Origin of the sequence: Algicella marina (assembly GCF_009931615.1) — a bacterium.
GTDB lineage: Bacteria > Pseudomonadota > Alphaproteobacteria > Rhodobacterales > Rhodobacteraceae > Algicella > Algicella marina.
The window spans coordinates 327,075-348,969 of sequence record NZ_CP046620.1 but is presented as its reverse complement, the minus strand read 5'-3'; the positions used below and the strand labels follow the sequence as shown (position 1 = coordinate 348,969).

The window sequence follows — 21,895 nt, the reverse complement described above, 5'->3', positions numbered from 1 at the left end:
CCGCCCGTATTGCCTCTTCTGGCGTCAATGCCCGGCCACTCCGATTGCGCTCCGATTTCCGCCGTGATTTGGTCCAGGCACCAGCTTCGGAGGCAAATCATGACAAAACCCCTCAGCAACATGCAGCAGCGCGATGTAGAAGCGGTTCTTCACCCATACACGGATGCAATGAAGCTGCGCACGACCGGAGCGCACATGATCACGCGGGCTGAAGGCGTGCGGGTATTCGACGACAGGGGGCGAGGTTACATCGAGGGCATGGCCGGCCTGTGGTGCTCCGGCCTAGGATTTTCCGACCGCGAACTGATCGAGGCGGCCAAGGAACAGCTCGACAAGCTGCCTTACTACCACCTCTTTGGTGGCCGCAGCCATGAGCCCGGCATGGAGCTGGCCGAGAAAATCAAGGAGATCGCTCCCGGCAATATGGCAAGGGTCATATTTCAGTCGTCCGGCTCGGAAGCGAACGACACCCAGATCAAGCTTGCTTGGTATTACAACAATGCGATCGGACGACCGCAAAAGAAAAAGATCATCAGCCGTATGAAGGCCTACCACGGTGTCACTATCGCCTCCGCCTCGCTGACCGGCCTGCCGCCGAACCACCGCGACTTCGACCTTCCGATTGATCGTATCCTTCACACCGCCAGCCCCCACTACTGGAAGGAAGCGAGCGATGGAGAGAGCGAAGCCGAGTTTCTCGCCCGGCTGGTCAAGGAACTCGAGGACATGATCGAACGCGAGGGCCCGGACACCATCGCCGCATTCATCGCCGAACCGGTGATGGGCGCCGGTGGCGTAATCGTACCGCCGGAGGGTTACTTTCCCGCCATTCAGGCCGTACTGGACCGCCATGACATCCTGATGATCGACGACGAGGTTATCACCGGGTTCGGCCGCACCGGCAACTGGTTCGGCGCCCAGACGATGGGTATGCAGCCGACATCCGTCTCTATGGCCAAGCAACTTACCGGCTCCTATGTACCGCTTTCAGCCGTTGCCATGAACCGAGACATGGCTGAGGCGATTGAGGAAAATTCGGGCAGGATCGGCACCTTTGGCCACGGATTCACATATGGTGGCCACCCGCTCGGCTGCGCAGTCGGCCTCAAGGCTCTGGAAATCTATGAACGGCGCAACATCGTCGGCCACGTCCGGGACGTGACACCCACCTTTCACCGCCTGCTAAGGGAGGCCGGGCAACACCCACTGGTAGGCGAAGCTCGGATGTGCGGCCTGATGGGCTGTATCGAAGTCGCGCCAGAAGGCCGAAAAGGATTTGAGAAACCCGGAGCCGTCGGCACCCGATTGATGGAAGAACTGGTTGCCCGCGGCTCCATTTTCCGCTCCCTGGGCGACGTTCTCGCTGTCTGTCCACCAATGATCATTTCAGAGGCAGAACTGGAAGAACTCTTCGCGCCGATGCACGAAGCCCTGGACGTCACCTACAACTGGGCGCGGAGTGAGGGTCATCTGGCCTGAACCGGGTCGTTTGCCATTGCGAAGCCCTTCTCGCTGGGGGACAAAAGGGGCATCAGACAGGAAAGATCAGACTCCATGCCCGCCAAACATCTGCTGGTCGAATTTGGCCTTGGCACCTCGCTGCGGCGGGGCGACTACACCGAAGCCGCCCTCCGGGCCCTGCGAGACGCGCTGTGGCACAACTCAATCTCTCTCGCGGAGGCATTCGACGTGCCAAAGGAGGCGATGCTGATAAAGGCCGAGATCGGCGTGCAAATCCCGGAGGCGGTGGACAAGAGCCGTCTCGCGGAAGTCTTCCCATATGGAAACGTCTCGATAGACGTGGTTCACGGCGGCCTCGACGTGCCGAAGCCGGATGGTTCCGGCGTCACCATCATGGCCAACGCGGCGGTATCTGTTTCCCTGTCCATGGAGCCGGCATGAGCCTTCAGCGCATCATTATCGAAATGGGTACCGGCAATGATCTGTACGGGCAGGATTACACCAAAGCCGCCCGCCGCGCCGTAGAGGATGCCATGCGCCATTCCTCCATTACGCTCTTCTGGACACTGGACGTGCCGCCCGCCGCCATGCAGGTAAAAGTGACGGTCGCCGTCCAGCAGCCGGAGCAGGTCGATGTCGCCAAGGTGGCAGAGATCATGCCCCACGGCCAGATCAGTGTCGAAGTGGTCAAGGGCGGCCTCGATGTCGTCCACGCAGAAGGCGAACTGCATCACGTCGTCGCCACCGCCGCGGTCGAGGCGTACCTGCCACGAACTGCACTCGCAGGGTGGAAGGCCATATGAATCCGCTGCGATCCATTGGCTTCAAGGTCCTGTCGGTCGCCTTCTTCGTCGCCATGGCCACCTGCATCAAGTACGCAGCCGCCCACGGCGTCCCGCCGGGACAGAGCGTGTTCTATCGCTCCTTCTTCGCTATGCCGGTCATCGTTGTCTGGCTGCTCATGCAGCACAACCTCGCTCACGGGCTGGAAACGAAGAACCCCTTCGGCCATCTCTGGCGAGGCTTGGTAGGCGTGTCCGCAATGGCCTGCAACTTCACCGCCCTCGGGCTCCTGCCGTTGCCTGAGGCCACGGCCATAGGCTATGCCGCCCCCCTGCTGATTGTCGTCTTTGCCGCAATGTTTCTGGGGGAAGAGGTCCGTCTCTTCCGGCTCTCCGCCGTGTTCTTCGGACTGATCGGCGTCATGGTCATCCTGCAACCTCGCCTCTCGGTCACGTCTTTCGATGCCGCGTCCAAAGGTGAGGCCGTCGGTGCGCTCATCGCCCTCATGGGGGCGGTTATGGCCGCCCTGGCCCAGGTTTTCGTGCGCAAGCTTGTCCACACCGAGACCACACCTGCCATCGTTTTCTACTTCTCACTGTCCAGCACCGTTCTTGCGCTGGTCACTGTCCCCTTCGGCTGGGTCTGGCCCGGTCTGGGTGTCGGACTGGTCCTGATCCTCTCTGGCCTGCTCGGCGGTGTCGGGCAAATTCTGCTGACGAGCGCTTATCGTGGCGCACCGACATCTGTAATCGCGCCTTTTGAATATGTTTCGATGCTCATCGCCATTGCCGTCGGTTATTTTCTATTTACGGAAGTGCCGACATCACAGACGCTAACCGGTGCCGGTCTGATCATGGCAGCCGGGTTGTTCATTATCTGGCGCGAACGCAAACTGGGGCTGGAGCGTGGACGTGCCCGCCCCGCCATGACACCACAGGGTTGAACCATGCTGATATACAAGATTTTCCGCGCCGGCGAGTGGGCCGCATTCCAGCAGGACACGGAAACAGCGGGTGCGCCCGTGGATCTCGCCGACGGGTTCATCCATTTCTCAACTGCGGAGCAGGTACAACAGACAGCCGCCAAGCATTTCGCCGGGGAGGACGACCTGATGCTCGTGGCATTCGAGAGCGAGGGCATGGACACCTTGAAGTGGGAGCCATCGAGAGGTGGGGCCCTGTTCCCGCATCTCTACCGCAGACTGATGCTGTCGGAGGTACAGTGGGCTAAACCTCTGCCCCTCGCCGGCGAAATCCACGAATTCGAGGGATTGCTGTGAAACAGTGGCTCGAACAGATCGGGCTTGCCGCTCTGCAAAAGCTGGAGCCGGAGCAAGCCCACACCCTCGCTCTCGCAGCGCTTCGCCGGGGCCTCGCACCCCTACCTGCTCCATTTGACAGCCCGCGACTTGCCACCGACATTGCCGGTCTGAAACTTCCCAACCCGCTTGGCCTTGCCGCCGGTTTCGACAAGAACGCCGAGGTACTTGGCCCGCTTTCCCGAGTCGGTTTCGGTTTCATCGAAGTCGGGGCCGTCACTCCCCGCCCGCAGGAGGGAAACCCGCGCCCGCGCCTCTTTCGGTTGACGGAGGACCGAGGCGTCATCAACCGTTTCGGCTTCAATAACCAGGGGATGCGCGCCGCCGCCGCGCACCTCGCAGCCGCCGGTCGGCCCGGCATAACCGGCATCAATCTCGGTGCGAACAAGGACAGCGAAGACCGGGCGGCCGATTTCGGTGCCGTACTCAGGTGCTGCGGCTTGTTTGTCGACTTTGCCACCATCAATGTCTCGTCACCCAATACCGAAAAATTGCGCGACTTGCAGGGACGCGACGCTTTGCGTGCAGTCCTGCAAAAGACACAGGAGGCGAACGCCGGGCTGACGCGCCCGGTCCCCCTCTTCCTCAAGATCGCACCCGACCTGGAGCCGCAGGACCTCGATGATATCGTCGCCGAGTGCGAGGCCGCAGGTATGGCTGGGATCATTGCCACCAACACCACGCTCGACCGCCAGGGCCTGTCGGGTGCCGCACAGGGTGAAAAGGGTGGCCTTTCCGGTCAACCGCTTTTTGCGAAGTCCACCGCCGTCCTCTCCGACCTTAAAGCCCGCACGGACCTGCCGCTCATCGGCGTAGGCGGTATCTCCTCGCCGGAACAGGCAATCGCCAAGCTGGAGGCCGGGGCGACAGCTCTTCAGCTCTACTCCGGCCTTGTCTACAAGGGCCTCTCGCTCGTTCCCGAGATCCTCCGGGGCATCGACGCCTGGCGTGCGCGTCAGCCCTGACTACTTTGTGCCGAACATCCTGTCACCCGCATCGCCCAGACCGGGCAGGATATAACCCTTGTCGTTCAGCCGATCGTCCAACGCGGCGGTGATGATCGGTACATCCGGATGCGCCTCTTTCATCCGCGCCACTCCTTCCGGTGCGGCCAGCAGGCACAGGAAGCGAATGTCCTTCGCACCCGCTTCCTTAAGAAGGTCAATTGCTGCGGCGCTCGAATTTCCGGTGGCCAGCATCGGATCGACCGCGATCACCACCCGGCTTTCCAATTCGCTCGGCACCTTGAAGTAGTATTGCACCGGTTTGAGTGTCGCCTCATCACGGTAAAGCCCCACGAACCCCACACGAGCCGAAGGGATCAGGTCCAGAACGCCGTCCAGCAATCCGTTCCCGGCCCGCAGAATTGAAATCAGCGCCAGCTTCTTGCCCCTGAGCGTTGGTGCCTCCATCTCGACGAGCGGTGTCTCGATGGTTTTCATCGTGACCGGCAGATTGCGCGTCACCTCGTAGGCGAGCAGGTGGCTGATCTCGCGCAGGAGCTGCCGGAAAACCGCCGTTGGTGTATCGCGTTCGCGCATCAAGGTCAGCTTGTGCTGCAAGAGCGGGTGATCGACAATCGTCAGGTGTTCGGTCATGGCGTCAGGCTCCGGTAAGGCGAGTGATGATCTCGCTGCGCGTTTTTTCGTCGCAGAAAGCGGCGTGGGCAGCGGTTAGGTTGATGGCTCGGAAGTCTTCGGCATCCCAGCCGAAAACCTCATGCAGCCTGCGATATTCGCGCGGCATATCGGTGTGGAAATAGGGTGGATCGTCGGTGGAAACCGTCACCGGCACACCCGCGTCGCGAAGTTTCTGGATCGGGTGCGCCTCCCAGCGGTCATAGACCGACAGCGCGATATTGGAGCCGGGATTGACCTCCAGAACAATCTCCTCGTCGGCCAGCCGTTTCACCAGCTCCGGATCCTCGATGGCCCGTACACCATGACCGATGCGGCTGACCGGCAAGTGCTCGAGTGTCTCGCGCACGCTTTCGGCGCCGCATATCTCGCCGGCATGGCTGGTAATTTCCAGGCCTGCCTCCGCCGCGATCGCGAACGCTTTGACGTAATCCTGCACGGAGCCGAAGCGCTCCTCTCCGCCCATGCCAAACCCGGTCAGCATTTCGCCCGCCGTCCCGGCCGACAGCCGCGCCGCGTTTTCGGCAGCTTCGGCGCCGTGGTTGCGAATACACGTGGAAATGAAGCGCGCCACGATTCCGTGCGATGCCTGCGCCGACCGCGCTGCTTCCGTCAGTGCGGCCAGATACTCTCCCCAAGCCACCTTGTCGCCTCCGCCGCAAATGTCGGGAGCGATAAATATCTCGGTATAAATAACCCCGTCACCTGCCGACGTCTCCAGCACCGCCTGGGCCAGCCGCCCGAAATCCTCCGGTCCCTGCAACACCGAACAGGCCGCGGCATACGTGCGCAGAAACTCCGCGAAATCCGTCCAGCGATAGGCGCCTTTCTCATCGAATACACCCGGCAGCTCGACGTTTTTCTCACGCGCCAATTGGCGAATGAACTCCGGCGGCGCCGCGCCTTCCAGATGCAAGTGCAGTTCCACTTTCGGGATCGTTGCCCAATTCATGGCAAGACACTCCTTCCGTGCGCTCCCGGCGAGAGACCAAGGTGTCGGGCGACGCTCTCGCCGACATCTGCAAAACCGCAATGGCCGAAACTGCCCGCAGGCACCGCGCCGGCCATCAGCACCGGCACCCGTTCTCTTGTATGGTCGTTCCCACGCCACGTCGGATCGTTCCCGTGATCAGCAGTGAAAATCACCAGATCATCGCGCTTCACAGCCGCCATAAGCTCCGGCACCCGGGCATCAAACGCTTCCAGCGCCCGTGCATACCCGGCCACATCGCGTGGATGACCGTAGAGCGAGTCGAATTCAACGAAGTTTGCGAAGATCAGATCGCCAGCTTTCGCATCCCGGGCTGCGGCGATCAGTTGGTCAAAAAGGCCCATATCGCTCTTGGCCTTCCGCACTTCCGAAATACCCTGATGGGCGAAGATGTCGCCGATTTTGCCGATGGCAATGGTGTCATGACCACTGGCGACCACCCGATCACAGATCGTCGGCTCCGGCGGCGCGATCGCATAGTCTCGCCGGTTCGCTGTCCGCTTGAAGTTGCCGGGATTTTCACCGACGAACGGCCGCGCGATCACCCGCCCGACCTGCATCGGGTGCACAAGTTTCGCCGCCTGTTCGCAGAGCTTGAGCAACCGCTCCAGACCGAAGGTCTGCTCATGGGCGGCAATCTGGAAAACGCTGTCGACGGAGGTATAGCAGATGGGTTTGCCGCTCTGCATGTGTTCTTCGCCCAACTCCTGAATGATCGGCATGCCCGAGGCGTGACGGTTTCCCAATATGCCGGGTAGTTCACCGATGGCGATCAGCCGGTCGGTGATTTCGGCCGGGAAAGCCGGAATCTCGTGGGGAAAATAGTGCCAGTCAAAGGGCACCGGAACACCGCTCAACTCCCAGTGGCCGGAAGGCGTGTCCTTGCCATTGGAAATCTCGGTGGCAGCGCCCCAAAATCCGGAGATCTGGCCACCCATGCCGGGCATGATCAGGCCGGACGCAAGTTCCACGGCTTGTCCCAGTCCCAATCCGGCAAGGTTCGGCATCAGCAGCGGCCCAGTACGGCCTTCATCGGCTTGCCCCGCAGCACATGCCTCGGCAATGTGCCCAAGCGTGTTCGCACCTTCGTCCCCGAAGTCCGCCGCATCGGGCGCGCCGCCACAGCCGACGGAATCCATCACGATGAGGAATGCTCGCCCGGTCATCCGATCCGCTCCAGCACAAGAGGGCGTTCTTCGGCCGGAGTTTGGGAAACCGTTACAGCGTCTATGAACGCCCGTCGCGCCAATGTTGCCGCCTCTGGTGATGCCGCGTGCACGCGGGCAATCGGAACCTCGCGGTCAACATGGCGTCCGGTTGCGGAAATCCAGTCGAAGCCGACGCGGTAGTCCACCTTGTCGCTGGCCTTTCGCCGTCCGCCGCCGAGGCCGATCACGGCGATGCCGATGGCACGCGTATCCATGGCTTCGATGAACCCTTCATCCCCATGGTAAATTTCCTCGATCACCGGTGCCTCCGGCAGATGAAACTGCGGTCGCGAAAGGATATCTGCCGGCCCGCCCAACGCGGCCACCATCCGCCCGAAAATCTCCGCGGCCCGACCGGATTGCAGTGCGTCGGCCATCGCCGACGCGCCTTCTTCCGCATTCGCCTTCAGACCCGCCGCCGCCAGCGCCTCTCCTCCGAGCGCGATGGTCACATCCCAGAGCCTACTGTCGATCTCGCTGCCCGTCAGCAAGTCGATAGCGTTGCGCACCTCCAGGGCATTGCCCGCTGCCGAGGCCAGCGGCTCGTTCATGTCGGTGAGCAAAGCGCTTGTCCGACAACCGGCATCATTGGCCACCTGAACCAGGGCCTGCGCCAATACGCGCGCCTCATCCAGAGACTTCATGAAAGCGCCGCTGCCCAGTTTCACGTCCAGCACCAGCGCGTCCAGCCCGGCAGCCAGTTTCTTGGAGAGGATAGAGGCAGTGATCAGATCGACGGACTCAACGGTGCCCGTCACATCCCGGATCGCGTACAGTCGCTTGTCCGCCGGTGCGACATCTGCAGTCTGCCCGATGATCGCGCACCCGATATCCGCAGTTACCCTGCGAAGCAGATCGAGGTCCGGACTCGTGCGATAGCCCGGTATGGCATCGAACTTGTCGAGCGTGCCGCCGGTATGGCCCAGCCCACGGCCGGAGATCATCGGCACGAAGGCGCCGCAGGCCGCAAGCGCGGGGGCCAATATCAGCGAAACATTGTCGCCGACACCGCCGGTGGAATGCTTGTCGATCACCGGGCCGGGCAAATCCCATTCCAGTACCGTTCCACTGTCCCGCATTGCTGTCGTCAGCGAGACACGCTCCTCCGCACTCATCCCGTTGAGATAAATTGCCATCGCCAGCGCGGCTACCTGCCCCTCGCTGAAACTGTCATCCACCAAGCCTTGCACGAAAGCGGCAATTGCCTCCGGAGGCAAAGGCCTGCCGTCCCGCTTGAGGGCGATGATCTCTGCCGGCAGCATCAGTAACCGGCTGTTTCGACCGGCGCATCCTCACCGTCGAGTGTTGCCAGAAGGGCTGTCAACACGCCGGATGCACCAATGCGGAACGTCGCCGGACGCGCCCAATCCGGGCCCATGATCTCGTCGCACAGATCGAGATAAGCCGCTGCGTCTGCGGTGTTTTTCACCCCACCAGCCGGCTTGAATCCAACAGGCTCGCCACTTTCCCGGATCGCTTCCAACAAGATACGCCCGGCCACAGGGGTCGCATTCACCGCTACCTTGCCGGTAGAGGTCTTCAGGAAGTCGGCGCCGCCCTCCAGCGCACCGGTGCAGGCCTGCCGGATAAGGTCGGCGTCTCCCAGAACCCCGGTTTCGAGGATCGCCTTCACCCTCGCCGATCCCGCTGCCTCGCGCACGCGCGAGACAAGGGCGGGAACGAGTTGCGGATGGCCCTCCATCAAGGCCTTGTAGGGAATGACCATGTCAATCTCGTCTGCGCCGTCGGCCACGGCCTTCTCCGTCAGATCCAGAACCTCTTCGGCCGGATCGTCGCCGCCCGGAAAGTTGACGACGGTGGCAATGCGAATGCCCGTGCCCAGAAGGTGGCCATGCGCTTCGGCGACAAACTGTGGCCAGATACAGACGGCAGCCGTCGGCCCGTGACGGGTATTGGCCTTCTGACACAAGGCCTTGATATCTTCCGACGTACAGTCATCGTTGAGGTTTGTCAGGTCGAGGCACGCCATTGCACGGGCGGCGGCGGCTTGCAGATCAGACATCGCTGCCCTCCATGTGAGATTGCGAAAAGGCACCGGGCAACAGCGCGGCAACTGTGGTGACAGCTTTTGGCCCCTGCAATCCGGCGAGCGTGACCTTCACGTCACCGGCTGCGAACTCCGCCAGTTTCTGCCGACATCCGCCACAGGGTGGTATCGGGTCTTCGGTATCGGCGATGACCAACACTTCGACAACCTTGCGGCCGCCGGCCACCGCCATCGCCGCCAGTGCGCCGGCTTCTGCGCAGGTGCCTTCGGGATAGGCGGCATTCTCGACGTTGCAACCCGAATAGATGTTGCCGTCTGCTGTTCGAACGGCAGCGCCCACCTTGAATTTCGAGTAGGGAGCATAGGCGTTTTCACGGGCGGCAAGGGCGGCGTCGAACAGGTTCAAGAGAAGTATCTCCGCTGGTTTTTTGCCGACTATCGCGCCTCCGCTGCGGCGATGCAAGCGAGGCCGGAACCAGGTCGGAACCCGATGTGGTTTCCGTATGGGTTTGGTATGGTTTCGGTATGGCTGCCAGCACAAACTCTTTCGGAGGAAAGCATCCGTTCAGGCAGGCTGCAACAAGTCCCACTTGTTACCCCACGGGTCCTGCCACTGCGCGACAATTCCATAGCTCTCGTGCCGCGGTTCCTCCAGAAAGGTGATACCCTGGGTCAGCATATCCGCATGGTCTCGGGCGAAGTCGTCCGTTTCCAGGAAAAACGCAACGCGCCCGCCGGTCTGGTTGCCGATCGCAGTCTCCTGCTTCGCATCGCTGGCACGGGCCAGAAGGATACCCGGCCCGCCCTCCGGCGCAACCACGACCCAGCGTTTTCGGCCCTGCGCCTCATCGGCGATCAGGCTGAATGACAGTTTGCTGGTGAAGAAGGCTATGGCCTCGTCATAGTCGCCGACAACGAGGGTTAGGAGGCTGATGCGTCTTTTCATGAAACTCTGCTTGACGCCGCCGCGTCGACGCGTCAATAGGCGCGGCCCCGGGCAGGCGTCACAATGGCGCCGCAACTTCGGGGTACAAAACGCGCGATTGCGATACGTGAGAAGGACCGCAGACATGAATCACCGATCCTGGCATCCCAGCGGGCGTGCCTTGCGCTGGCCTCCGGGCCCGGTGGAAGCGGCGCGCGATCTGCGTCTCGCCTGTGGTGGCTGCGGCGGACGCGGCAACATTCCCAACCCGGCCACTCAGCAGGCGATGCAGGGGCAGGCCGCAACTGGCCGCATTCCCTGCCCGCGTTGCCACGGATCCGGCCGCATGGCCGGCGAGCCGCAGCAGGGATGACGGCAGGGGGCGTTGTGCCCCCGGCGATCAACTTCCGTAGCCAAGCGTTTTCAGCGCCGTGCGAACCTCGTCGAGAATCGCAGGGTCGTCGATGGTTGCGGGCATCCTGAACTCTTCGCCATCAGCAATTTTCGCCATCGTCGCGCGCAGGATCTTGCCGGAGCGGGTCTTCGGCAGACGGTCGACAACGCATGCCAGCTTGAAGGCCGCCACCGGCCCGATCTCATTGCGGACGCGGGCGATTGCTTCTTTTACCACGTCCTCGTGCGGCTTGTTCACCCCATCCGTCAGGCAGAGGAAACCCATGGGCAACTGGCCCTTCAGTTCATCTTTCACGCCAATGACGGCACATTCGGCCACGTCGGGCAGCGCGGCCAGTACTTCCTCCATCGCGCCGGTGGAAAGACGGTGTCCGGCGACGTTGATGACATCATCGGTGCGGGCCATGATGTAGACGTACCCATCCTCGTCGATCATGCCGGCATCCCCGGTCTCGTAGTATCCCGGAAAGGTCGTGAGGTAGGATTTGCGAAACCGGTCCTGCGCCTGCCACAAGCCCGAAAGCGTCCCCGGCGGCAGCGGCAGTTTTGCCGCGATGGCGCCAAGCGTGCCCGGCGGCACCGGGTGGCCGGCTTCGTCCAGCACTTCGATCCGGTATCCCGGCATCGGCACGGTAGGAGAGCCGATCTTCACCGGCAGCGGCTCAAGACCCATCGGGTTGCCAACCATGGTGTAGCCGGTCTCCGTTTGCCACCAGTGATCGATCACCGGCACCTTCAGCTTGTCCTGCGCCCATTCGATCGTGTCCGGGTCCGCCCGCTCTCCGGCCAGGAAGAGCGTGCGGAAATGCGACATGTCGTAGGTGCCGATGAAGCTCCCGTCCGGATCAACACGCTTGATGGCGCGGAAGGCCGTGGGAGCGGTGAAAAGGGCCACCGCCTTGTGCTCGGAGATCACGCGCCAGAAAGTTCCGGCGTCGGGGGTGCCCACCGGCTTGCCCTCGAAGACGATGGTAGTGGCGCCATATAGAAGCGGCGCGTAGCAGATATAGGAATGGCCAACGACCCAGCCGACATCTGATGCCGCCCAGAAGACCTCTCCCGGTTCGATGCCGTAGATGTTCTTCATCGTCCAGTGCAGGGCAACGGCGTGGCCACCGGCCGGGCGCAGCACGCCCTTGGGCTGGCCCGTGGTGCCCGAGGTATAAAGAATATAGAGCGGATCGCTGCCCTTGGTCGGCACGCAGTCTGCCGGTGCTGCATCTGCCAAAGCCGCGTCCCAGTCGACATCACGCGGCCCCATCTCCGCCCGACACAGCTCGCGTTGAAGGATGATGCAGAAATCCGGTGTGTGGGCGGACTGAGCGATGGCGTCGTCCAGCAAGGGTTTGTAGGGCACGGTCCGGCCCGGCTCGATCCCGCACGAACCGGCGATGATCGCCTTTGGCGTCGCGTCGTCGATCCGCACGGCGAGCTCATGGGCCGCGAAACCGCCGAAGACAACAGAATGCACGGCACCGATGCGGGCGCAGGCCAGCATCGCCACCAGAGCCTCGGGCACCATCGGCATGTATATGATCACCCGGTCACCCTTCTCCACCCCCCGCGCCTGCAACGCACCGCCGAGACGGGCGGTGGCAACCTGCAACTCGGCATAGGTCATCTTCGCCTTGGCACCGGTGATCGGGCTGTCGTAGATGATTGCCACCTGCTCGCCGCGCCCGGCGTCCACATGCCGGTCGACGGCGTTGTGGCAGGTGTTCATCTCACCGTCGGAATACCACTGGAAGAAGGGCGCATCGCTGTCATCAAGGGCGCGCGTAGGCTTCTTCGACCAGTCGATGGCCTCGGCGGCGGCCATCCAGTAGCCCTCGGCGTCGCTCTCCCAGGCCGCGTAGGCTTCCCGGTATCCCATCGCATTCCTCCCTTGTTTTTCTGACGATATAGGAGCAATCGCCGTCAGCGCACAAGGTTCAGGTTGCCGCATGTATCGGGTTGCAGCAGGGGCGGGAGCCGCGCCTGCGCGGCGACGCGGGCGCGGCGGGTTCGATGCCCGCCGTGCCCGCCACTCTCAGCCGTAGTGCTGGACGGAGGTTCCGGCCAGCGCCGCGATGTTCAGCAGCCCCCGTGCCGTGATCGACGGGGTGACGATATGGGCCTTGTTGCCCATGCCCATCAGGATCGGCCCCACTTCCAGACCGCCGGCAACGACCTTGAGAATGTTGCGGACACCGGAGGCGGCATCGGTGTTGGCGAAGACCAGCACGTTGGCGGCACCATCCAGACGGGAGTTCGGATAGATTCGGTCCCGCAACTCCTGGTCCAGCGCCGAATCCGAGTGCATCTCGCCCTCGTAGATGAAATCCCGTGGCTTGGCGTCGAGAATTTCCAGCGCGCCCCGCATCCGCCGGCCCGTATCCGTATCCAGATTGCCGAACTGGCTGTGCGAGCAGAGCGCGATTTTCGGCTCCACCCCGAAGCGCCGCACGTGGCGGGCTGCGGCGATGACAACGTCGGCGATCTCCTCCGCACCGGGCACCGGATGCACCTGCGTATCGGCAATGAACAGCGGCCCCTGCTCGTTGATCATCAGCGACAACGCCCCGATCGGATGCAGCTTCTCCGCCCCGCCACCCAGAAGTTCGTTGACGTATTTGAGGTGCCACAGGTACTGGCCGAACGTACCGCAGATCATGCTGTCGGCCTCGTCGCGCTGCACCATCACACCGGCGATGGCGGTCGTGTTGGTGCGGATGATGGCGCGGGCGAGGTCTGGTGTCACGCCGCGCCGGCACATCAGCGCGTGATAGGTTTCCCAGTATTCGCGGTAGCGCGGGTCGTTCTCCGGGTTGACGATCTCGAACTCGCGCCCGGCCCTTTCCGGCAGGCCGGTCCGTTCCAGCCGCATGTCGATCACGTCCGGGCGGCCGATCAGGATCGGCTTGTCACCGGTCTCCTCCAGCATGGCGTGGGCGGCGTGCAGCACCCGCTCGTCCTCACCCTCGGCAAAGACGATCCGGCGATTGGCGGAGCGGGCGGCCTCGAAGACCCGGCGCATCAGGAAGGCGGACTTGAAGACCGAGCGGTCGAGTTCCGCCCTGTAGGCAACCATGTCCTCGATCGGCTTGGTGGCGACGCCACTCTTCACGCCGGCCTCGGCCACGGCGCCGGCGACGATTGCCAGCAGGCGCGGATCGAACGGCTTGGGGATCAGGTAGTCAGGGCCGAATACCAGTTTCTCCCCGGCATAGGCCGCCGCCGCCTCCGCCGAAGACGAAGAGCGCGCCAGGGCCGCGATACCTTCCACGCAGGCGATCTCCATGTCGTCGTTGATCTCGGTCGCGCCGATATCCAGCGCCCCGCGAAAGATGAACGGGAAGCACAGCACGTTGTTGACCTGGTTGGGATAGTCCGAGCGTCCTGTGCAGATGATGGCGTCGGGTGCTATGGCGCGGGCGTCCTCCGGCATGATTTCCGGCACCGGGTTCGCCAAGGCGAAGATGATCGGTGCGGCGGCCATCTTGCCCACCATCACCGGGGTCAGCACCCCGGGCCCGGACAGGCCGAGGAAGAGGTCGGCGCCGTCGATTACCTCGTCCAGCGTGCGCAGGTCGGTGGCCTGGGCGAAGCACTCCTTCTGCGGATTCATGTCCTCGGCACGACCTTCGTAGACCAGCCCGTGAATGTCGCACAGCCAGATATTCTCCCGCCGTACACCCAGCTTCTCCAGCATCTTCAGGCAGGCAATGCCTGCGGCACCGCCGCCGGTGGAGACGATCTTGACGTCCTCGAACTTCTTGCCTGCCAGCCGCAGTGCGTTCACCGCCGCAGCCCCGACAACGATGGCTGTGCCATGCTGGTCGTCGTGGAAAACCGGTATGTTCATGCGCTCGCGGCACAGTTTCTCGACGATGAAGCAATCCGGCGCCTTGATGTCTTCTAGATTAACAGCCCCAAACGTCGGTTCCAGCGCCGTGACAATATCTGCCAGTTTCTCCGGGTCGCTCTCGTTCACCTCGATATCGAAACAGTCGATGTTGGCGAACTTCTTGAACAGGACAGCCTTGCCCTCCATCACCGGCTTGGACGCCAGCGCCCCGATGTTGCCAAGGCCAAGCACGGCGGTGCCATTGGTGACAACGGCCACGAGATTGCCGCGGGTTGTGTAATCCGAAACGGTGCCGGGGTCGGCCTTGATCTCGAGACAGGCCTCGGCGACGCCCGGCGAATAGGCCTTGGCAAGGTCACGACCGTTGGCCAGCGGCTTCGTCGCCCGGATTTCCAGCTTCCCGGGTTTCGGGAAGCGATGGTAATCCAGCGCCGCCTGGACGCGTGGGTCGTTCGAACGATCTGTCACCGGGAATCTCCTTGGATGGGGGCGGGCCGTTCCGGCCTTCGTTTGCCCCTGACCTTACTTCCCCGAAACCAGCGGTGCAATTGCCAGTGCAGCGGGCCAAGGCGACAAGCCTGTGAGAAAATTCACCCTCACACCGGGTTTGACGGCCCTCTCACCGGCGCAATTGTGGTAGCATGGTCGCTGTCCGCAGACTTCATTCGAGCCATTGATTGCAGGGGGAACAGGCAATGACCGAGGCGACGACGGGGGCTTTCCCAAGGGACGTGAGCAGCGAGGCGCAGGCGAAGCCGAGTTACGTGCTCTCGCGGATGACGGCCATTTTCTCGGTCGCCTGTTTCTGTTGGTGGGTTGCGGAAGCTGGCGGCGGCGACTGGTGGAGCAGACTGTGGCAGTGGCTCGGCACGCTGGGCGAACACTGGATTACCACGCTGCTCTACCTGCTGTTGCTGTTCGCCATCGGCGGGCGGGCGCTTTCGGGCATGGGTCTTGGCAACCTGTTTCACGAAGACGCTGCGATGAAGGCCCATAACACCGGCAGGAACTGGTGGTGGAACAGCCCGACGCTGTTCGGCGCGGCGGCGGCAGCTGTGTTCGCCGTCTATTTCGTCGCGGTGCTTATCGTGGTGTCCGACACGCCGCGCCCCGCCATTCCACGGGTCTGGCAGGACCATAATTTCCTTGTCTATGCTGCCGCTTTCGCCACCCTCTCCGTCTACCTGCTGCCCGCACCTCTGCCGCGCCGACAGCCCGGCAACGCCCAGCATCTGCGCGCGCTCGTCGGCACGCTTCTCGGGCTGGTGGTCGGCTACGCGGTGCTGTGGATCGCCAGTGTCGTCGCCGGTTACGGCTGGTTCGGCTGGACGGGGCTCAACGAACTGTTCGCCATGGCGCTGGCATTCACCGTTGCCGCCGCGCTGCCGTCCCTGTTCATCCTGCTTCCGGCCGTGGCGGTGACCCTGCTGATCTTCTGGGCCTCGCTCGCTGTCACGGTGCTGAACGAGTTCGGACCGGTGGCGCCGTTTCTCGCCATGGTCGCCGCCGTCCTCATCATCTGGTTCTCCTCCAGCGGCTTCGCGCGGCTCTTCGGCAGTGCCGTCCCGCTGAAGTTCCGCTTTCCCGGCATCGTCACGCTGAAGGGTGAGGACAGGATCGACCACTACGATGACATCCTCAAACTTGAGGAGGTTCTGCCCGACAGTTTCTTCGCCGACCGGGAGAAGGATATGATGGCAGAGACGCAGAAGCGCTATGCCACATCGACAGAAATGCAGGACAACCTGCCCGGCACCGATGCGGTGGATCCGCTGGGTGCGCTGAAGGCATGGAAGGAACGGCGTGGCGTCGACAAGCCGAAACTGGTTCTGATCGCCACATCCGGCGGCGCCTACCGCGCCGGCTTCTGGACAGCGCTGGTGCTGGACCGGTTGCTACGCGAGGTGCCGACGCTGGCCGCCGATACGCGCCTGATAACCGGCGCATCCGGCGGCATGGTCGGTGCCGCCTATTTCGCCGCGCTTCTGGAGCGGAAGCCCGACGGCCTCGTTGGCCTGCCGGACGGCATGTCGCTTCTCGGCGAGATCGAAAAGGATATCCTGAGTTCCCAGACGATCGGTGATCCAGAGATGATGGAAGGCCATGGCATCCGCTACCCGATCCCGCGTGACAGCCTCTCGCCCGTTGTGCGGCAACTGATGGGCCGTGATCTGCGGATGCTGGTGCGTCCCGGCACCGCCAGCCGCGACCGGGGTACGGAACTGGAAAACCAGTGGAAGACGCTGGACGTGGATTTCAAGACGCTCTGCCCCGGCGAAGCCGAGGGCTGGCGGCCCTCGCTGGTATTCTCGCCGATGATCGTCGAGACGGGCCAGCCGCTGCTGATCGGCAATCTGGACATGGCTCAGGCCATCGCCGAGGACGAACGCAACGAGACGGCCAGTTTCTTCGAATGGTTCCCGCATTCCCGCGACACCTTCAAGGTGAAGACGGCAGTGCGGATGAACGCCTCCTTCCCCTATGTCTCGCCCAGCACGGCGCTGCCGACGGAGCCATATCTGCGGGTCGTCGATGCCGGATACTACGACAACTACGGGATCGACGCGGCAATGGCCTATCTCAGCCGCCCGGCCATCCAGCGCTGGATCGCGGCGGAATGCTCCGGCATTGCCCTGATCGAGATCCGGGCCTTTCCGTCCAAGCGGCTGGACAAGAACGGCGCCGGTGCCATCGCCCGTGCGTTCCAGTGGGCGACAACGCCACTCGACGGCATCCTCGCCGCTCGCTCCTCGACCATGACCTTCCGCAACCGTCAGAGCATGGGGCGGCAGAAACGGGTGTACGAGGATGCCACCGGTGTGAAGGACTTCTTCCGGAGCTTCCGCTTCGAAGTCGACAGCAACACGTCACTGTCGTGGTACATGCCGGAGGAGGAACTGGTGGAGATGCAGCGTATTCTCGACGGCCCGGACATCGGCAAGCGGGTGCGGGAACTGGCCGATTTCCTTTAGGATCCGTGCTCCGGCGAGCCAGTTTGCCGCAGCAATCGACGCTTGAAGTTGACGCCGCGAAACCCATCTCAAACCGAAGCATTCGCTTCGATCAATTTCCAAACGACAGGACCTCCCGATGCCCTTGAACGCCGTTAGCCGTTTCTTCCGCCACGATGCTGCGGGGGGCATTCTGCTGATGGTATCTGCGGTGCTGGCACTGGTGATCTACAATTCGCCGCTGTCCGGGTTCTACGACGAGGCGCTGAACGCGACCCTTGCCATCACCCTGGACGATCAGGGGCTGGAGAAACCCCTGATCCTCTGGATCAACGACGGGCTGATGGCGATCTTCTTCTTTCTGATCGGTCTGGAACTGAAGCGGGAGTTCATGGAGGGCAAGCTGAAGAACCCCTCCGATGTGATCCTGCCGGGTGTGGCAGCCTTCGGCGGCATGGCCGTGCCGGCGCTGATCTACGCGTTCATCAACTGGGGCAACCCCGAGACGATTCATGGCTGGGCGATTCCGGCCGCCACCGACATCGCCTTCGCGCTCGGGGTGCTTGCGCTTCTCGGCAAACACGCCCATCCCAGCCTGAAGATCTTCCTGCTGACACTGGCGATCCTCGACGACATGGGCGCGATCCTCGTCATCGCTTTGTTCTACACGGCGGAACTGAAGGTGCATTACCTCGGGCTGGCGCTCTTGCCGCTGGCCGCGCTCCTGTGGCTGAACCTGCGGGGCACCCACCGCGTCGCCCCGGCGATCCTCTTGGGCGTGCTGCTCTGGGTGCTGGTGCTGAAATCCGGCGTCCATGCCACGCTGGCCGGCGTAATTCTGGCCTTCCTGATCCCGATCAAGGACCAGTTCGGCAAATCGCCCCTCCACTCGCTGGAGCACGCGTTGGAGCCATATGTCTACTTCCTGATCGTGCCAATCTTCGCCTTCGCCAACGCGGGCGTGTCCGTTACCGGGCTGTCACTTGCCGATCTCGTCTCGGCCGTGCCGGTGGGCATCGCCGCGGGTTTGTTTTTCGGCAAGCAGATCGGCGTCTTCGCCTTCACCTTCGCCGTCGTCAAGCTGGGCTTTGCCCGCCTGCCCCACGGTGTAAGCTGGGTGCATATCTACGGCCTGTCCTGTCTTGCAGGCATAGGCTTCACCATGTCGCTGTTCATCGGCGGGCTCAGCTTCACCGATCCGGTTCTCGCTGCAGAAGTGCGGCTCGGCGTGCTCACCGGCTCCATTCTTTCCGCGCTGCTGGGGTATGCTGTTCTGCGCGCCTTCTCCACGGCCGAACCGGTCACGGAGGCTCGCGCTCAACCTGCGGAGTAGTGTTGACAATTTTTTTCACGCCGGAATTCACTTTTCGATAGCGTTTTAAATCATTTCAGTTTACTTAAGTTTCCGGCGATGAGAGAGGATTCGACGGGTGAAAAATCGAGTTTCAGTGTGGGTAATTCTGGCGGCACGTTTTGTTGGCGGCCAACTTGCGAGGGCTGCGTTCGATCACCGGGAAGCCGACCGTGTATTGGTTCCGGTACGGGCGCACAGTGCGCGCGGCACCGGCCCTTGCCCTAAGCCTCGAAACTCGCAGGCACGTTTGTAAGTCCCCCCCGACAAACAGGCCCGGGAAGATGCTCCGGACGGCGCATCTTCCCTGCCTGTGGGGCGCTACTCCGCCGCTTTGGCTTCCCTTGCCCCGGCAATCAGTTCCAGAATATCGCGCGCCGCTGCCGGAATGTTGGTGCCAGGCCCGAAAATCGCCTTCACGCCCGCTTTCTTCAGGAAATCATAATCCTGTGCCGGGATCACGCCGCCACAGATAACGATGATCTCCTCGGCGTTCATCTCCCTCAGCGCAGCGATCAGCTTTGGCGCAAGAGTCTTGTGCCCTGCGGCCTGGCTGGAGATGCCGATCACGTGCACGTCGTTGTCGATGGCGTCCTGCGCGGCTTCCTCGGGCGTCTGGAACAACGGGCCCACATCGACATCGAAGCCGATATCGGCGAAGGCGGTGGCGATCACCTTCGCGCCCCGGTCGTGGCCGTCCTGGCCCATCTTCACCACCAGCATGCGCGGCCGTCGACCTTCCGCCTCGGCGAAGGTCTCGACGTCCTTCTGGATCTGCGCAAAGCCCTCGTCGCCCTCGTAGGCCGCGCCGTAGACGCCGGCCAGTGTCTTCACTTCCGCGCGGTGGCGGCCGAATGCTTTTTCCATGGCGTCCGAAATCTCCCCGACCGTTGCGCGGGCGCGGGCGGCCTCGACGGCCAGCGCCAGCAGGTTGCCCTCGCCGCTCTTGGCGGCCTCTTCCAGTGCACCCAACGCGGCGTCGCAGGCCGCCTGATCGCGGCTGGCGCGGATCTTTTCCAGCCGCGCGATCTGCGAGTCGCGCACGGCCACGTTGTCGACATCGCGAATGTCGAGCGCGTCTTCCTTGGTCAGCCGGTACTTGTTGACGCCGACGATCACCTCGTCGCCGCGGTCCACCGCCGCCTGACGCCGGGCGGCGGCTTCCTCGATGCGCAGCTTGGGCATGCCGGAGGCGACGGCCTTGGTCATGCCGCCCATCTCGTCCACCTCCTCGATCAGCTTCCACGCCGCCTCGGCCATGTCCGCCGTCAGCTTTTCGACGTAGTAGCTGCCGGCCAGCGGGTCGATGACGTTAGTCACCCCCGTCTCTTCCTGCAGGATCAACTGGGTGTTGCGGGCGATGCGGGCGGAGAATTCGGTGGGCAGGGCGATCGCCTCGTCGAAGCTGTTGGTGTGCAGCGACTGGGTGCCGCCGAGCACGGCGCTCATCGCCTCGTAGGCGGTGCGCACGATGTTGTTGTAGGGGTCTTGCTCCTGCAGGCTCACCCCCGAGGTCTGGCAATGGGTGCGCAGCATCAGGCTCTTTGGGTCCTTCGCGCCCTCGGCCTCCATGATCCGACACCAGAGCAGGCGGGCGGCGCGGAGCTTCGCGGCCTCCATGAAGAAGTTCATGCCGATGGCGAAGAAGAACGAAAGGCGCGGTGCGAAACGGTCGATATCCATGCCGCGCGCCACGGCGGCGCGGACGTATTCCTTGCCGTCGGCCAGCGTGAAGGCCAGTTCCTGCACGAGGTTCGCGCCGGCTTCCTGCATGTGGTAGCCGGAAATCGAGATCGAGTTGAAGCGCGGCATCTCGCTGGCGGTGTACTCGATGATGTCGGATACGATGCGCATCGAGGGTTCGGGCGGGTAGATGTAGGTGTTGCGGACCATGAACTCTTTGAGGATGTCGTTCTGGATCGTGCCCGAAAGCTTCGCCCGCTCCACCCCCTGTTCCTCGCCCGCGACGATGAAACTGGCCAGCACCGGGATCACCGCGCCGTTCATCGTCATGGAAACGCTGATCTGATCGAGCGGGATGCCGTCGAACAGGATCTTCATGTCCTCGACCGAGTCGATGGCCACGCCCGCCTTGCCGACATCGCCCTCCACGCGGGGATGGTCGCTGTCGTATCCCCGGTGGGTGGCCAGATCGAAGGCGACCGACACGCCCTGCTGCCCTGCGGCGAGGCCCTTACGGTAGAACTCGTTGCTTTCCTCGGCGGTGGAAAAGCCCGCATATTGCCGGATGGTCCACGGGCGGCCGGCGTACATCGTGGCGCGGGGTCCGCGCACGAACGGATTCTGGCCGGGCATCGAGCCGAGATGATCGACGCCTTCCAGCGCTTCCGGCCCATAGACGGGCTGCACTGGCAGGCCCTCGGGCGTGTTCCACACAAGGCTGTCCACCGGCTTGCCGCGCAGTTCCTTTTCGGCAAGTGCCTTCCAGTCTTCCTGCGTCATGGCTGTCTCCTTTGCTGGCTCGCTTGTGTCGCCGGGCATTCCCGGCGTGCGAATGATGGAAATACGCCCCGCGATACCCTATCTCTATCAGGCAGGCTTAGGGAGAATGGCATGGTCCGGGTTTTGGCCTTGGTTACGGGATTACTGGGTGCGGGCTCGGCGCTGATGGCGGCGGACCTTGTGCGCAACACGGCCGAAGAGGGGCTGGACGCCTTCAAATGGGTCGCGCGGCCCGTGGTGATTTTTGCCGACGCGGAGGCCGACCCGCGCGTGGCCCAGCAACTGCAATACCTGGAGCAGGAAACGGACGCGCTGCTGGAGCGGGATGTGATCATCATCGTCGACACCGACCCGGCCGCCAATGGACCATTGCGCCAGAAACTGCGCCCGCGCGACTTCATGTTCGTGTTGGTGGGCAAGGATGGGCAGGTGAAGTACCGCAAACCCGATCCTGTGCCGGTGCGCGAGTTGATGCGCCTGATCGACCGGATGCCAATGCGGCAGCAGGAAGTCGAGGCGCAGCGCTCCGGCGGGTAGC

20 protein-coding genes are annotated in these 21,895 nt (G+C 63.0%); 10 read left to right on the top strand and 10 right to left on the bottom strand.

The features are described from left to right. Nucleotides 1-99 precede the first annotated feature (99 nt). From GO499_RS01870 to GO499_RS01845, 6 genes are all read left to right on the top strand, one after another. Nucleotides 100-1,479, top strand: a complete 1,380-nt coding sequence (locus GO499_RS01870) for an aminotransferase (protein WP_161860591.1) — start codon at nucleotides 100-102, stop codon at nucleotides 1,477-1,479. 75 nt (nucleotides 1,480-1,554) lie between these two features. Further along, a complete protein-coding gene (locus GO499_RS01865; RefSeq protein WP_161860590.1) occupies nucleotides 1,555-1,902 on the top strand; it encodes a Lin0512 family protein in 348 nt (115 codons plus the stop codon). Beyond that, a complete protein-coding gene (locus tag GO499_RS01860; protein ID WP_161860589.1) occupies nucleotides 1,899-2,264 on the top strand; it encodes a Lin0512 family protein in 366 nt (121 codons plus the stop codon). Before GO499_RS01865 ends, GO499_RS01860 begins: the two co-directional genes overlap by 4 nt. After that, nucleotides 2,261-3,187, top strand: coding sequence for a DMT family transporter (locus tag GO499_RS01855; protein ID WP_161860588.1), 927 nt, complete (start codon nucleotides 2,261-2,263; stop codon nucleotides 3,185-3,187). The genes GO499_RS01860 and GO499_RS01855 overlap by 4 nt, the downstream gene beginning before the upstream one ends. A 3-nt stretch (nucleotides 3,188-3,190) precedes the next feature. Beyond that, a complete protein-coding gene (locus tag GO499_RS01850) occupies nucleotides 3,191-3,523 on the top strand; it encodes a DUF952 domain-containing protein (protein ID WP_161860587.1) in 333 nt (110 codons plus the stop codon). Continuing rightward, nucleotides 3,520-4,527 carry a quinone-dependent dihydroorotate dehydrogenase gene (locus GO499_RS01845; RefSeq protein WP_161860586.1) on the top strand — a complete coding sequence of 336 codons (1,008 nt, stop codon included), beginning with the start codon at nucleotides 3,520-3,522 and terminating at the stop codon, nucleotides 4,525-4,527. Before GO499_RS01850 ends, GO499_RS01845 begins: the two co-directional genes overlap by 4 nt. On the opposite strand, the gene upp is transcribed toward GO499_RS01845, so the two are convergent. From upp to GO499_RS01810, 7 genes are all read right to left on the bottom strand, one after another. Next, a complete protein-coding gene (gene upp / locus GO499_RS01840; RefSeq protein WP_161860585.1) occupies nucleotides 4,528-5,160 on the bottom strand; it encodes a uracil phosphoribosyltransferase in 633 nt (210 codons plus the stop codon). A gap of 4 nt (nucleotides 5,161-5,164) precedes the next feature. After that, complete coding sequence (locus GO499_RS01835) at nucleotides 5,165-6,151, bottom strand: adenosine deaminase (RefSeq protein WP_161860584.1); 987 nt, start codon at nucleotides 6,149-6,151, stop codon at nucleotides 5,165-5,167. Beyond that, a complete protein-coding gene (locus tag GO499_RS01830) occupies nucleotides 6,148-7,356 on the bottom strand; it encodes a phosphopentomutase (protein ID WP_161860583.1) in 1,209 nt (402 codons plus the stop codon). The genes GO499_RS01835 and GO499_RS01830 overlap by 4 nt, the downstream gene beginning before the upstream one ends. Further along, nucleotides 7,353-8,660, bottom strand: coding sequence for a thymidine phosphorylase (gene deoA / locus GO499_RS01825; RefSeq protein WP_161860582.1), 1,308 nt, complete (start codon nucleotides 8,658-8,660; stop codon nucleotides 7,353-7,355). Before deoA ends, GO499_RS01830 begins: the two co-directional genes overlap by 4 nt. After that, nucleotides 8,660-9,421, bottom strand: coding sequence for a deoxyribose-phosphate aldolase (deoC, locus tag GO499_RS01820; RefSeq protein ID WP_161860581.1), 762 nt, complete (start codon nucleotides 9,419-9,421; stop codon nucleotides 8,660-8,662). Before deoC ends, deoA begins: the two co-directional genes overlap by 1 nt. Next, nucleotides 9,414-9,812, bottom strand: coding sequence for a cytidine deaminase (locus GO499_RS01815; RefSeq protein ID WP_161860580.1), 399 nt, complete (start codon nucleotides 9,810-9,812; stop codon nucleotides 9,414-9,416). Before GO499_RS01815 ends, deoC begins: the two co-directional genes overlap by 8 nt. Before the next feature lie 159 nt (nucleotides 9,813-9,971). Beyond that, nucleotides 9,972-10,352 carry a VOC family protein gene (locus tag GO499_RS01810; RefSeq protein ID WP_161860579.1) on the bottom strand — a complete coding sequence of 127 codons (381 nt, stop codon included), beginning with the start codon at nucleotides 10,350-10,352 and terminating at the stop codon, nucleotides 9,972-9,974. 124 nt (nucleotides 10,353-10,476) lie between these two features. Here GO499_RS01810 and GO499_RS01805 point away from each other — a divergent pair, with 124 nt between their 5' ends. Further along, nucleotides 10,477-10,704, top strand: a complete 228-nt coding sequence (locus GO499_RS01805) for a hypothetical protein (RefSeq protein WP_161860578.1) — start codon at nucleotides 10,477-10,479, stop codon at nucleotides 10,702-10,704. A 27-nt stretch (nucleotides 10,705-10,731) separates the two neighbouring features. On the opposite strand, the gene GO499_RS01800 is transcribed toward GO499_RS01805, so the two are convergent. Together GO499_RS01800 and GO499_RS01795 are read right to left on the bottom strand one after the other, a co-directional pair. Further along, a complete protein-coding gene (locus tag GO499_RS01800) occupies nucleotides 10,732-12,618 on the bottom strand; it encodes an AMP-binding protein (protein WP_161860577.1) in 1,887 nt (628 codons plus the stop codon). A 156-nt stretch (nucleotides 12,619-12,774) separates the two neighbouring features. Beyond that, a complete protein-coding gene (locus GO499_RS01795) occupies nucleotides 12,775-15,060 on the bottom strand; it encodes an NADP-dependent malic enzyme (RefSeq protein WP_161860576.1) in 2,286 nt (761 codons plus the stop codon). Between the two features lie 227 nt (nucleotides 15,061-15,287). Between GO499_RS01795 and GO499_RS01790 the strand changes: the two genes are divergently transcribed. After that, complete coding sequence (locus GO499_RS01790) at nucleotides 15,288-17,564, top strand: patatin-like phospholipase domain-containing protein (RefSeq protein WP_161860575.1); 2,277 nt, start codon at nucleotides 15,288-15,290, stop codon at nucleotides 17,562-17,564. A gap of 118 nt (nucleotides 17,565-17,682) precedes the next feature. Further along, complete coding sequence (nhaA, locus tag GO499_RS01785; protein ID WP_161860574.1) at nucleotides 17,683-18,876, top strand: Na+/H+ antiporter NhaA; 1,194 nt, start codon at nucleotides 17,683-17,685, stop codon at nucleotides 18,874-18,876. A gap of 339 nt (nucleotides 18,877-19,215) precedes the next feature. Here nhaA and scpA read toward each other — a convergent pair whose 3' ends face one another. Then, nucleotides 19,216-21,357: a methylmalonyl-CoA mutase gene (gene scpA / locus GO499_RS01780; RefSeq protein ID WP_161860573.1), complete on the bottom strand. Its 2,142-nt coding sequence runs from the start codon at nucleotides 21,355-21,357 to the stop codon at nucleotides 19,216-19,218. A gap of 111 nt (nucleotides 21,358-21,468) precedes the next feature. Here scpA and GO499_RS01775 point away from each other — a divergent pair, with 111 nt between their 5' ends. After that, nucleotides 21,469-21,894: a DUF4174 domain-containing protein gene (locus GO499_RS01775; protein ID WP_161860572.1), complete on the top strand. Its 426-nt coding sequence runs from the start codon at nucleotides 21,469-21,471 to the stop codon at nucleotides 21,892-21,894. Nucleotide 21,895: the final 1 nt, after the last annotated feature.